Genomic DNA, 12,630 nt, shown 5'->3' with positions numbered 1-12,630 from the left:
GCCGGCAGGAGCGCCCCATGTCCGCCCCCGATCCCCGCCCCGCGCCGCGGCGCGAGCCGCTCGTCTTCCTGCATGTCGGCGACCTGCATCTGCAGGACGAAGCGGCCCGGAATGCCCACGACCTCAACGCGATCTTCGACCAGATCGCCGCGATCGCCCCGCGCGACCTGTTCGACTTCGTGTACCTGCCCGGCGACTTGGCCGAGAACGGCTACGCTTCGGAATACCGGATCCTGAAGGCCGCGCTGGACCGGCATCCCGACCTGCCGGTGCGCCTGATCCCCGGCGACCACGACCGCCAGCACGGCCGGATGGACGATTTCCAGGCCTTCGCGGCGAGCCTGGGCGACCGCCTGCCGGAGCCGGTGGTCTGGAACCTGGAGCAGCCGCCCTCCGGCTGCCCGGAAACCTGGCCGGTCGAACCGGTCCCGCATTACTGCGCGAGCATGGATATCCAGGGCGTGCGCTGCCTGTTCGTCGACATGGTCAGCCCGGGTTTCGGCCGGAAAGGCATCGGGCTGGATTTCCGGCTCGGCCGCCCGCAGACGCAGTGGCTGAGCGACCAGCTCGCCGAGGCCGGCGCGCAGAAGATTCCGTGCGCGGTGTTCATGCACGCCTATCCCGACGACCTGCGCGAGCCGGACGAGCGCCTCGACATCGGCGGCCTGTTCTGGGCGACGCGGGTGCGCCTCGTGGAGATGGGCCACACCCATTACAACGAGCTCGCCCCCGACGGCCGGACCCTCTACGCCGCCGCCCGCTCGGTGGGGCAGAACGAGGACGGCTCGGTCGGCTACGCGGTCGCGGCGATCGACGGGCCGGTGACGAGCTGGCGCTTCCGCGCCCTGGACCGGACCGCGCCCTTCGTGCTGATCACCAGCCCGGCCGACCGGCGGGTCGCCACCCTTCCGACGTCGCCCGCGAGCAGCGGCATGGAGCTCGACGCCGAAGGGCGGGTCACGGTCCGGGCACTTGTGCTGTCCGATGCCCCGCCGGATTACGTCCATTGCCGGGTCGATACCGGACCCTGGCTGCTGATGGAGCGTCGTCCGGATTCGCGCTGCTACGAGACGGCTCTGGCCTGGGACGGGGCCGGACGCAGCATCCAGGTCGAGGCGGTCGATGGACGCTGGCCCGGCCACGGCCCCGATTTCGTCGACACCGACGTGATCGAGCCGGTGATCGCCGCCTCGGACAGCGTGGCACCACCACCGATGCCGCATAAACCGGGGAGCGACGCGGGCCGGATCCAATCCTGGGTCGGCAAGGGCGTGCGCGGCGACCAGCTCGGGCCCAACCGCTACGGCCGCAAGTGGTGATCGTGACCCAGTGGTGATCCTCACCACGACTCCGGGGGGAGATGTTTCGACGTGTTTGCTGGACTGACCCTGACACCGAACCTGGCGACCTGGGGCATCGCCGCGCTCGCCACCCTGGGCGTGATCGTGCGCCCGTTCTCGTGGCCGGAGGCGATCTGGGCGGTGCTCGGCGCCGCCCTGCTGGTCGTGCTCGGCCTGCTGCCCTGGCAGGTCGCCCTCGACGGCGTCTCCAAGGGCACCGACGTCTACCTGTTCCTCGTCGGCATGATGCTGCTTGCCGAGATTGCACGGAAGGAAGGGCTGTTCGATTGGCTGGCCGGCCTCTCCGTGCGCGCCGCCAAGGGCTCGCCGACCCGGCTGTTCCTGCTGATCTACATCGTCGGCACGGTGGTGACGGTGTTCCTGTCCAACGATGCCTGCGCGGTGGTGCTGACGCCCGCGGTCTACGCCGCCGCCAAGGCCGCCGACGCCGAGCCCCTGCCCTACCTGTTCATCTGCGCCTTCATCGCCAACGCGGCGAGCTTCGTGCTGCCGATCTCGAACCCGGCCAACCTCGTGGTGTTCGCCACCGACATGCCGCCCCTCGGCCAGTGGCTCGCAACCTTCGCGCTGCCCTCGGTCCTGGCGATCGTCGCGACCTACGCGGTGCTGCGGCTGACCCAGAACAGCCGGCTCAAGGGCCAGACCATCAAGACCGAGGTCGAGACCGTGCGCCTCGGGCTGGGCGGCAAGGTCGCGGGGCTCGGCATCATCGCCACCGCGGGCGCGCTGATCGGGGCCTCGGCCGCCGGAATCGAGCTCGGCCTGCCCACCTTCGTGGCCGGCCTCGCCACGACCCTGCTGGTGGTGGCGCTCAACCGCGGCGGCCTGGTCGAGGTGGTGAAGGACGTGTCCTGGGCGGTGCTGCCGCTGGTGGCCGGCCTGTTCGTGCTGGTCGAGGCCCTGGAGAAGACCGGGATCCTCACCCTGCTGGCCGATACCCTGAAAGGCTACGCCCAGGCCGACCCCGCCGCCACCGCCTGGGCGGGCGGGGCCATCGTCGCCTTCGGGTCGAACCTCGTGAACAACCTGCCGGCCGGGCTGCTGGCCGGGGCCGCGGTCCAGGCGGCCGAGGTCTCGCACAAGGTCGCCGGCGCGATTCTGATCGGCGTCGATCTCGGGCCGAACCTCTCGGTGACCGGGTCACTGGCCACGATCCTGTGGCTCACCGCGATCCGCCGCGAGGGCGAGGACGTGTCGGCCTGGCAGTTCCTCAAGCTCGGCCTGCTGGTGATGCCGCCCGCCCTCGTGCTCGCGCTCGGAGCCCTGCTCCTCGTCTGAGAATCCGGTCTCCGGCTCCCAGGACGACGCCTTTCCCAACCGCCTCGCCCTCCCACGACCGGAGACCGGACCCTTGAACGCCGCCCTGCTCTATCCCTTCATCCTGGTCGCCGGTGCGCTCCAGGCGCTCGGCAATTCCATGAACGCGCGCCTGCGCGACGCGCTGGTCAATCCGTGGCTGGCGGCGACCTACTCGTTCATGCCGATCGTGATCGTGTTCACGATCCTGTTCTTCACCATGCCGACACCGCTGCCGACGCTGCAGACCCTGGGCTCGATGCCCTGGTACGCGCCGCTCGGCGGGGTGGCCGGCGCGGTGGCGGTGTTCGGCGGCCTCGCCTTCGTGGACAAGGTCGGGGCCGGCCCGTTCAACGGCCTGACCATCACGGCCAACATCCTGACCTCGCTGGCTTTGGACAGCCTCGGCCTGTTCGGCCTGCAGGCCGGCGGCTTCAAGCCGATGCCCTGGCTCGGCGGCCTGCTGATGGTGGTCGGCATCGTGTTCATCGCCCGCGCCACCGGCCCGAAATCGGACGACGCGACGGCGGAATCGCGCGAGGGCGGCCTGATGGCCAAGCTGCTCTACCCGTTCATCCTGGTCGCGGGCTCGCTCCAGGCGGTCGGCGTGGTGCTCAACGCGCAGCTGCGCGGCGCCCTGGTGAACCCCTGGCTCGCCGCCACCGTGTCGTTCGTGCCCGTGGCCCTGGTGTTCCTGTTCGTGTTCCTGCTCCGCCCGACGCCGCTGCCGACCCGGGCGGATGTGGCGCGGGTGCCGTGGTGGGGCGCGCTGGGCGGCATCGCCGGCGCGGTTGCGGTGTTCGCCGGCCTGCTCTTCGTCGACAAGGTCGGGGCCGGCGCCTTCAACGGCCTGCTGATCACTGCGAACCTGTTCACCTCCATCGCCATCGACCATTTCGGCTGGCTCGGGATGAAGCGCGTCCGCGCCGGCATCGGCCGGCTGATCGGCGGCCTGCTGATGGCCGCCGGCATCGTGCTGATCTCGGTGTTTTGATCGGGCCCCAGCCGCGTCGGCACCTCCGGCCCGCGGGTCGGGCGCCTGGGAGGCGCCGGACCCGCTACGTCTTTCGAGGCGCCGGGCGGGTCGGCCGGCGCGGCCTACCGCTTAAGACCATCTCGGCCCCGTGTGGGTAGCGGGCCTGCCTGGACCGTCGCTGAAGTTGAACCGGCAGGCGTCCCATGCTCCCGCGTCACCTTCCCGTGCTCGATGGCTGGCGGGGCTGCGCGATCCTGCTCGTGCTCGTCGGCCATTTCGCCACCAGCCGCGGGATCAATCTCGGCCGTTTCGGCGTGGAGCTGTTCTTCGTCCTGAGCGGGCGCCTGATGGCGGAGATCCTGTTCGTGCGCTCCGTGCCGCTGACGCGCTTCGTCGCCCGCCGCGCATCTCGGATCTGCCCGGCCCTGATCGGCTTCGTGCTGGCGATGACCGTCCTCGCCCTTGCCACCGGTCGGGAGCGGCACCTCTACGGCTACCTCGCCGCGCTGACGCTGACCTACAATTACTACCGCCTGTGGTTCGCCGAGGTACCCAATGTCGACCATGTCTGGTCGCTCTGCGTCGAGGAGCACAGCTACATCCTGCTCGGGCTGATCGCCCTGCTCTGGCGCCGGTTCGGCTTCGCCCTGCTCCCGGTTCTGGCCGCTCTGGCCGCCCTGGCCTGCCTGAACGGCCTCATCTCCACCGCGCTCGGCGGCAGCTACACGGATGTCTACTGGCGCAGCGACGTGCGGGCGGCCTCGATCCTGCTCGGGGCAGTGGCCTACCTGAAGTTCGGGCGCAGCGATCCCATGCGCGCGAGGCCGTCCTGGCGGCCAGCGGTGCTGCTCCTCCTCGGCCTGATGCTGAACGTCGACGCCGTACCGGACCCGATCAAGTACAGCCTCGGCACCGCATCGCTCGCCGCCGCGGTGGCCACGATCCCCAGTGCCCCGGACGTCCTGCGCCGGGGCCTGACATCGACGCCGCTCGTCCTGTTCGGCGCCTGGTCGTACTCGATCTACCTGTGGCAGCAGCCGTTCTACGTCCTGCACGAGGCGATGGGCGGGCGCCTCGCCAAAGCCCTCGTCCTGCCGGCCATCGCCCTGGGCATCGCCAGCCTGTTCCTGATCGAGCGGCCGACGCGCCGCTACCTCAACCGCGCGTTCGATCGCGCCGCGGGCCGGAACCGCAGTGAGGCGAAGTCGTACGCGACATCCTGAAGACCGTCCGACTTCGCGCTCGCGAGAAAGCCGACGCAAGGCCTGCAAGAAATGAGACCGCGTCGGCATCCTGAGATGCGCCCAGCACGCCTCAGGCAAAGGTCACGAATGGGACAAAGCCGTCAGGTCGCCGCCTAACCCTCCACCGGATGCCCGAAACCGAAACGGATGTCCCGCCCCGTTAAACCGCGGCCGCCATCTGCGGTGCGGCGCCGATCATGCCCGGCGTGGGCTCGGGCGGGGCCTTGCGGGAGACGTAGTACAGATCGACCGCGCGCCAGAACGCGGTCTGCTCTTCGACGGACCGACGGGCCAGGGCCGATTCGAGGATCGCCATCGCGGCCCGTGCGGGCTCGCTCCGCTCGAGTTCGTCGAGCAGGCCGGCGAGATGCAGCATGGGGGTCTACCTCCGAACGAACAACGTCGCATAACAACGCCCAAGCTTACGAAATGGATCCATCCGCCAGCGGATCGGCTGCACGAAACTTGCCTCGCACCGGGCGGGGTCTACGATCCCGACCGGCGAGCCCGACTCGCGATCCACCGTCAGACCACAAGGATCCCCGATGATCTCATGCCGAAGCGGCGCGGGCCGAGCCCTGCGCGGAGCGACCCTGGCGCTGGTGCTCGCCGGCACGCTCGGGGCGACCCCGCTCCGCGCCCGCGAGATGACGGATGCCAGCACTGCGGCGGCGGTGAAGAAGCCCAACGTGGTGATCCTGGCCACCGGCGGCACGATCGCGGGCGCGGGCGCCGACGCGGCCAACAGCGCGACCTACACGGCCGCCAAGGTGCCGGTGGACAAGCTGATCGCGGCGGTGCCGCAGGTCAGCACCATCGCCAATGTGCGCGGCGAGCAGGTCTTCCAGATCGCTTCCGAGAGCTTCACCGACACGCAGCTGGTCCAGCTCGCCAAGCGCGTCTCCGCCCTGCTCAAGCAGGACGACGTGGACGGCGTGGTCATCACACACGGCACCGACACCCTGGAGGAGACGTCGTTCTTCCTCGACCTCGTGGTCAAGAGCGACAAGCCGATCGTGGTGGTCGGGTCGATGCGGCCGGGTACGGCGATCTCGGCCGACGGTGCCCTCAACCTGCTCGACGCCGTGACGGTGGCGGCCAGCAAGGAGGCGATCGGCAAGGGCGTCACCGTGACGATGAACGACACGATCCAGTCGGGCCGCGACGTGAACAAGCGGACCAACGTCGTCCCGAGCGCCTTCTACAGCCAGTGGGGACCGCTCGGCATGGTGATCGAGGGCAAGACCTACTTCTTCCGGGCGCTCTCCAAGCGGCACAACACCAGCTCCGAGTTCGACATCGACCAGATCGACAGCCTGCCGCTGGTCGGCATCGTCTACGGCTCCGGCAACATGATCCCCGGCATCTACGATGCCGAGGTCCAGGCCGGCGCCAAGGCGATCGTCAACGCCGGTACGGGCAACGGCTCGGTGGCCGGCTATCTCGTGGACAAGCTCAAGGACATCCGCTCCAAGGGCACGATCGTGATCCGCTCCTCGCGGGTGCCGGACGGCCTGGTCCTGCGCAACGCCGAGCAGCCCGACGACAAATACGACTGGGTCGTCGCCCACGACCTCAATCCGGCCAAGGCCAAGATCCTGGCCGCCGTGGCGCTGACCAAGACCCAGGACACCAAGGAGCTGCAGCGCATCTTCTGGGAGTATTGATCACCCGTCGCTCTCAGACCGCGCACCCGCGACCTCATCCTGAGGCGGCGGCGCGCAACGGCGCCCTCGAAGGTACCCGCCAGCCGGCCCCGCGCTGCCTGGAGCCCTCCTTCGCGGCGCGCTGGCGCAGCTCGGGATGGGGACGGGATCGGCAAGGCCATCGGCGGCGGCCGCGCTCGGCCGCCCTGCGCGGGGGCCGGGTTACATCGTCCCGGGCACCGCCTAGATAGGCCGGTGCGACGCGGTCGCGGCCAGGATCGGTACCGGCCTGACGATCCGTCGGCACCCTGGACGGAGGAACCAGCATGACCGAGCTTCATCCCGAGGTCGCGGCGGTCACCGAGCGCGTCGTGGCGCGCTCCCGCGAGTCCCGGCGGACCTATCTCGACCTGATCGCCCGGGAGCGCGAGTCCGGCGTGCATCGGCCGACGCTGGCCTGCGGCAACCTCGCCCACGGCTTCGCCGCCTCCGGCGAGGACAAGCCGGCTTTGCGCGACGGCCGCACGGTGATGAATATCGGCATCGTCACCGCCTACAACGACATGCTCTCGGCGCATCAGCCCTACGGGCGCTATCCCGACCAGATCAAGGTCTTCGCCCGGGAGCGCGGCGCCACCGCCCAGGTGGCGGGCGGCACCCCGGCGATGTGCGACGGGGTCACGCAAGGGCAGCGCGGCATGGAGCTGTCGCTGTTCTCCCGGGACACGATCGCGCTCTCGACCGCGGTGGGCCTCAGCCACGGCATGTTCGATGGCGCCGCGCTGCTCGGCATCTGCGACAAGATCGTGCCCGGCCTCCTGATCGGCGCGCTGCGCTTCGGCCACCTGCCGGCGATCCTGATCCCGGCCGGGCCGATGCCCTCGGGGCTCGCCAACAAGGAGAAGCAGCGGATCCGCCAGCTCTACGCCGAGGGCAAGGTCGGCCGGGCGGAGCTGCTCGAATCCGAATCCGCGTCCTATCACGGGGCCGGGACCTGCACGTTCTACGGCACCGCCAACTCGAACCAGATGATGATGGACATGATGGGCCTGCACATGCCGGGCGCCTCGTTCATCAATCCCGGCACGAAGCTGCGGCAGGCCGTGACCCGGGCGGCGATCCACCGGCTCACGGAGATCGGCAGCGCCGGCAACGATTACCGGCCGCTCGGCCTGTGCGTGGACGAGAAGGCGATCGTGAACGCCGCGGTCGGCCTGCTCGCCACCGGCGGCTCGACCAACCACGCGATCCACCTGCCGGCCATAGCCCGCGCCGCCGGCATCGTGATCGACTGGGAGGATATCGACCGGCTGTCCAACGCCGTGCCGCTCATCGCCCGGGTCTACCCGAACGGCGCGGGCGACGTGAACCACTTCCACGCCGCCGGCGGCATGAGCTTCGTCATGGCCGCCCTGCTCGATGCCGGGCTGCTGCACGACGACATCCTGACGGTGGCCGGCCAGTCCCTGCGCGACCATACCCGCGACCCGAAGCTCGACGGCGACGCGCTCACCTTCGAGGACGCGGTGCCGGAGAGCCTGGACGAGACCATGATCCGCCGGCCTGAGAACCCGTTCCAGCCCGATGGCGGCATGCGGCTGGTGACCGGCAATCTCGGCCGGGCGACGTTCAAGACCAGCGCGGTCGAGGAGCAGCGGCGGACCATCGAGGCCCCGGCCCGGGTCTTCTCCGACCAGGACGACGTGCTCAAGGCGTTCAAGGCCGGCGAGCTGGAGCGCGACGTGGTCGTGGTCGTCCGGTTCCAGGGCCCGCGCGCCAACGGCATGCCCGAGCTGCACAAGCTGACCCCGCCGCTCGGCGTCCTCCAGGATCGCGGCCACAAGGTCGCCCTGGTCACGGACGGCCGGATGTCGGGCGCGTCCGGCAAGGTGCCGGCGGCCATCCACCTGAGCCCCGAGGCCCTGGGCGGCGGGGCGATCGGGCGGATCCGCGACGGCGACATCATCCGCCTCAGCGCAGCCGAGGGGCTGCTGCAGGTGATGGTCGACGACGCGGAGCTGGCCGCCCGCGCGGACGCGGTCCAGCCGGTCCCGGAGGCGGGAACCGGGCGGGAGCTGTTCGCTTTCATGCGCCACGGGGCCGACACCGCCGAGCGGGGCGCCTCAGCCATGCTCGCGGCTGCCGGTCTCTGAACGTCGAACGGGAGAAGCCGATCATGAACGATCTGACCAGCATCGACGCGCTGATGCGCTCCGTGCCCGTCATCCCGGTCCTCGTGATCGAGGACGTGGACCAGGCCCGGCCGATCGCCGAGGCCCTGGTCCGGGGCGGCCTGACCGCCCTGGAGGTCACCCTGCGCACGCCCGCCGCCTTGGACGTGATCCGCGAGATGACCCAGGTCGAGGGCGCGGTGGTCGGGGCCGGCACGGTCCTGAACCCGGTCGATCTCGAGAACGCCCTGGCGGCGGGCGCCGAGTTCATCGTCTCGCCGGGGCTCACGGAGCCGCTCACCGACGCCGCGAAGACCAACGGCGTGCCCTACCTGCCCGGCGTCGCCACGGCGGCCGACATCATGCGCGGGCTCGATTACGGGCTCGACCGGTTCAAGTTCTTCCCGGCGGAGGCAGCGGGCGGGATCAAGGCCCTGAAGGCGCTGACCGCCGTGTTCGGCCAGGTGAAGTTCTGCCCGACCGGAGGGATCACCGAGGCCACCGCGCCGGATTGGCTCGCCATCCCGTCCGTGCTGTGCGTCGGCGGCAGTTGGGTAGTGAAGCCCGGCCTGCTCGACCCGGATGCCATCAAGCGCGCCGCCCGGACCGCCGCCAACCTGCGTAAGGCCGCCTAACGGCGCCGACGAACGAGAACGCCCGCCACGGTTTGAGCCGGGCGGGCGTTCCATCAAAGACCGATGTGGCTGAGACCGATCAGCAGTCGTCGCCGCCCTTGGCCGCCTGGGCGGCGGTCGGCTTGCCGCTCGACTGAGCCTGCACGTCGGAGGGCGACGTCGCGGTGCCGGCGTTCTTCATCGCGCCGACAGTGCCGGGGGACTCGGCCTTGGCGCCCGGGGAGGTCGGGTCCTTCACGCTCGGATCGACCGTCGAGGCCTTGCTGGCTTCCTTGTCGCGCGTCACGGTCGTCCCGGTCGCGCACGGGGCCGCGAAGGCGGCGGTCGACATCAGGATGAGAGCGCCGGCACCTGCAAGGGTCGTGATCTTGGTCATGCGTTCCTCCGATTTATATAGCGCATGACAAACGGACCCAGCAGTCACTGGTTCCTTAATATTTCCATCTCGCAACTTCTGCGGGGCATTTTCCCCGGGATGTCGTGACCGAATGCACTTATTCCGCCGGTTGCGGCTCCAGGCGCTCCCGCGGGGTGAAGAGATTGCCCTGCGGCTCCAGCACGATCCGCTTCTCGTGGAAGGCGTCGAGCGTCGAGCGGTGGCCGATGGAGACGATGGTGGTGTCGGGCAGGCGCTCCCGCAGCATCCGGTAGATCTTCGCCTCGGACGGCTCGTCGAGGGAGGCGGTCGACTCGTCGAGGAACAGCCAGGCGGGCTTGGCCAGGATCGCCCGGGCGATGGCGAGGCGCTGCTGCTCGCCGCCCGACAGGCGCCGCTCCCAGGTATCGGTCTCGTCGAGGCGGTCGACGAGATGGGGCAGCTGGGCCGCCGTCAGGGCGTCGCGGATCGCCGCGTCCGTGAACTGGTCGGTGGTGTTCGGGTAGACCACGGCGCCGCGCAAAGTGCCCTGCGGGATATAGGGCCGCTGCGGCAGCAGCAGCGTCGATTGCCCGGCCGGCACGTCGACCCGGCCCTTGCCGAACGGCCAGATCCCGGCGATCGCCCGGAACAGCGTCGACTTGCCGGAACCCGAGGGGCCGGTGACCAGGGTAGCGCCGCCCTTGGCGAGGGTCAGCTCCGGGGCCGAGACGATCTCGCGGCCGTCCGGGAGGGCGAGCACCAGCCCGCGGGCGGTGACGCCGTTGGCGGTCTCGTTGCCCTGGACCAGCCCGTAGCCCGCCGCCTCCAGCGCCTCGGCCTTGCTCATCGCCCGGCGGAAGGAGCCGAGACGGATGGTGTTGGCCTTGTAGGATGCGAGGGTCGTGTAGGAATCCACGAAGAAGGACAGCGAGCTCTGCACCTGCGAGAAGGCCTGCGAGGTCTGCTGCAGCGCGCCCAGGGTGATCTTCTTGGCGAAGAAGGACGGCGCGGCGAGAACCATCGGGAAGATCACGCTCGCCTGCCGGTAGCTGAAGGTGAAGGCGATCAGCTTGATGCGGCGGAAGATGATGCCGACGTAATTGTCGATGATCATGTGGAACAGCGAGCCGAGGCGCGTGGCCTCCGCGCGCTCGCCGCGCAGCAGCGCGATCTGCTCCGAGTAGATCCGGTTGCGGGCCAGCGAGAAGCGGAAATCGGCCTCGACCTGCTCCTGCCGGAAGTTGAGCCCGATCAGGGGCCGGCCGATCAGGTGGGTGAGCCAGGTGCCGACCACCGCGTAGGCGATCACCAGCCAGACCAGGAAGCCCGGGATCACCGTATCGGTGAACGGCACGACGAAGTCGCGCGACAGGGTCCAGAGGATCACGATGAACGAGACGAGCTGCGCCGCCTGGCTGAGCAGCCGGATCGACAGGCTCGCGGTCTGCTGGATGAACAGGTTGACGTCGGCCTGGATGCGCTGATCCGGGTTGTCCGCCTCCTCGTCGGTGAACGGGATGCGGTAATGGGTGCCGTTCCCGAGCCAGCGCTCGTACAGGCTGTGCGTCAGCCAGGTGCGCCAGCGGATGTGCAGCGAGGAATCGACGAACAGGTCGAACATGCCGATGGCGATGTTGAGCGTCGCCAGCGGGATGAAGATCCAGAGCAGCTGGTACCAGAACGCCGCAGCGTCGTATTCCTGGAGCGAGTTGTAGATGTCGCGGTAGAAGAAGTTGAACCGCAGGGTCAGCGCCACGTCGGCGAAGTTCACGAAGATCGAGAGGGCGACGAGGTTGCGGCCGATCCGGCCCTCGGTGCTGCCGAACCAGCGGAACAGGCCGATCTCCTTGGTCGGCTTGTCGCGATTGGCGAAATACGGGTCGGCGATGTCGGTGATCGCCCGGATCGGCTCGAGATACGAGACGCCGAGCACGATGGCGCCGAACACCACGGCGCCGGTGGCGGCGAAGTCCGGCGGCAGCAGCGCGGCCACGACCGGGGGCAGGAGGCCCATGGCGGCCACCGTCTTCATGCCGGCGAGCAGCAGGTAGCCGAGCCCGTAGACCGAGACGAAGACCTTCAGATAGGCGGAGATGCCGTTGGCCGCGACCAGGATGCCGGCCATCACGAAGCCGGCGAGCGAGACGTAGAGCGGCGGGCTGGGGATCCCCGGAAGCGCCAGCAGGATCAGCGCGGCCACGGCCGTGAGCACGGCCTGGATCCCGAGCCCGGTCCTGAGTGAAGCCACGCGTGTCTCCCGCCTAACGTGAGCGCCCCTTCAGGAACGCAACCCGGCGGCCTTGGCCCTGGGTCGTGGCGAGAACGTGGCATGTCGTCGGCGCTGTCACGTGAAACTTTGGTCACGATCCGCGCAGGCGGGTCGCGAGGCGGCCTGCGGCGCTACCAGTTCCACTCCTCGAAGCCCGGCTCGCGGCAGCGATAGCCGATCGGGCATTGCGGATTGTCGCGGGTGGGGACGAAGCGCAGCTCGGCGATCTCGGCGCCACTGCACTGGCCGGGGCCGCTGACGAAGCGCTCCGGCGCCGTGCCGCCGGCGATGACCACGTCGCCCTCGCTCTTCACCAGCGCCATCGCCTCCGCGCAGGTCATCCGCGCCGTGCCGGCGGGACGCGGCGAGCGGGACGGCTGGGCAAGCGCCTCCGCCCCGATCGTCGCGGCGATCAGGTGAATGCACAGCAAGGCGAGGACCTGCGGCCTCATCGCGGATGGGTTCCAGAATACACGACGCACCCGAGAAGAAAGTCCTCGGGCATCGCGCCATCCTGCACGGCCGGGCGGCCCGAGACTGTCACCGGAATGCGCCACCACACGGCTTTCGCCGTTGGACCGCCGCAATCACCGGATTATGGGATTCCGGGACCACCGAGAACGCTTAAGATTTCGTGACCGCGGACGCCCCTCGGGCCGCCCCGGCACGGACCT

11 protein-coding genes are annotated in these 12,630 nt (G+C 69.7%); 7 read left to right on the top strand and 4 right to left on the bottom strand.

The window, feature by feature from the left end; genetic code table 11:
• Positions 1-17 precede the first annotated feature (17 nt).
• From LGR69_RS08245 to LGR69_RS08230, 4 genes are all read left to right on the top strand, one after another.
• On the top strand, positions 18-1,319 hold the full coding sequence (locus tag LGR69_RS08245; RefSeq protein ID WP_230365736.1) for a metallophosphoesterase family protein: 1,302 nt from the start codon (positions 18-20) through the stop codon (positions 1,317-1,319).
• 51 nt (positions 1,320-1,370) lie between these two features.
• Positions 1,371-2,639: an arsenic transporter gene (locus LGR69_RS08240; RefSeq protein WP_230365735.1), complete on the top strand. Its 1,269-nt coding sequence runs from the start codon at positions 1,371-1,373 to the stop codon at positions 2,637-2,639.
• Between the two features lie 73 nt (positions 2,640-2,712).
• Complete coding sequence (locus LGR69_RS08235; RefSeq protein WP_230365734.1) at positions 2,713-3,651, top strand: DMT family transporter; 939 nt, start codon at positions 2,713-2,715, stop codon at positions 3,649-3,651.
• Positions 3,652-3,836: 185 nt separating this feature from the next.
• Positions 3,837-4,856, top strand: coding sequence for an acyltransferase family protein (locus LGR69_RS08230; protein ID WP_230365733.1), 1,020 nt, complete (start codon positions 3,837-3,839; stop codon positions 4,854-4,856).
• A gap of 181 nt (positions 4,857-5,037) precedes the next feature.
• Here LGR69_RS08230 and LGR69_RS08225 read toward each other — a convergent pair whose 3' ends face one another.
• Complete coding sequence (locus LGR69_RS08225; RefSeq protein ID WP_007561119.1) at positions 5,038-5,253, bottom strand: hypothetical protein; 216 nt, start codon at positions 5,251-5,253, stop codon at positions 5,038-5,040.
• A 169-nt stretch (positions 5,254-5,422) separates the two neighbouring features.
• On the opposite strand from LGR69_RS08225, the gene LGR69_RS08220 reads away from it, so the two are divergent.
• From LGR69_RS08220 to eda, 3 genes are all read left to right on the top strand, one after another.
• The gene (locus LGR69_RS08220; protein WP_230365732.1) at positions 5,423-6,544 is read left to right on the top strand and encodes a type II asparaginase; all 1,122 of its coding nucleotides are present in this window, start codon (positions 5,423-5,425) and stop codon (positions 6,542-6,544) included.
• 305 nt (positions 6,545-6,849) lie between these two features.
• Positions 6,850-8,676 (top strand): phosphogluconate dehydratase, encoded by a 1,827-nt coding sequence (gene edd / locus LGR69_RS08215; RefSeq protein WP_230365731.1) that lies wholly within the window; start codon positions 6,850-6,852, stop codon positions 8,674-8,676.
• 23 nt (positions 8,677-8,699) lie between these two features.
• On the top strand, positions 8,700-9,329 hold the full coding sequence (gene eda, locus LGR69_RS08210; RefSeq protein WP_230365730.1) for a bifunctional 4-hydroxy-2-oxoglutarate aldolase/2-dehydro-3-deoxy-phosphogluconate aldolase: 630 nt from the start codon (positions 8,700-8,702) through the stop codon (positions 9,327-9,329).
• A gap of 79 nt (positions 9,330-9,408) precedes the next feature.
• Here the strand turns inward: eda and LGR69_RS08205 are convergent, their stop codons facing one another.
• The 3 genes from LGR69_RS08205 to LGR69_RS08195 all read right to left on the bottom strand — a co-directional run bounded on the left by LGR69_RS08205 (position 9,409) and on the right by LGR69_RS08195 (position 12,408).
• On the bottom strand, positions 9,409-9,705 hold the full coding sequence (locus LGR69_RS08205; RefSeq protein WP_007561111.1) for a superantigen-like protein SSL4: 297 nt from the start codon (positions 9,703-9,705) through the stop codon (positions 9,409-9,411).
• Between the two features lie 118 nt (positions 9,706-9,823).
• On the bottom strand, positions 9,824-11,935 hold the full coding sequence (locus LGR69_RS08200) for an ABC transporter ATP-binding protein/permease (RefSeq protein WP_230365729.1): 2,112 nt from the start codon (positions 11,933-11,935) through the stop codon (positions 9,824-9,826).
• A 152-nt stretch (positions 11,936-12,087) separates the two neighbouring features.
• Positions 12,088-12,408: a hypothetical protein gene (locus LGR69_RS08195; protein WP_007561107.1), complete on the bottom strand. Its 321-nt coding sequence runs from the start codon at positions 12,406-12,408 to the stop codon at positions 12,088-12,090.
• Positions 12,409-12,630 lie beyond the last annotated feature (222 nt).

Source organism: Methylobacterium brachiatum, from assembly GCF_020523825.1.
GTDB classification, from domain to species: Bacteria; Pseudomonadota; Alphaproteobacteria; order Rhizobiales; family Beijerinckiaceae; genus Methylobacterium; species Methylobacterium brachiatum.
The sequence above is the reverse complement of the archived record's forward strand: the minus strand, read 5'-3'. Positions and strand labels throughout refer to the sequence as shown.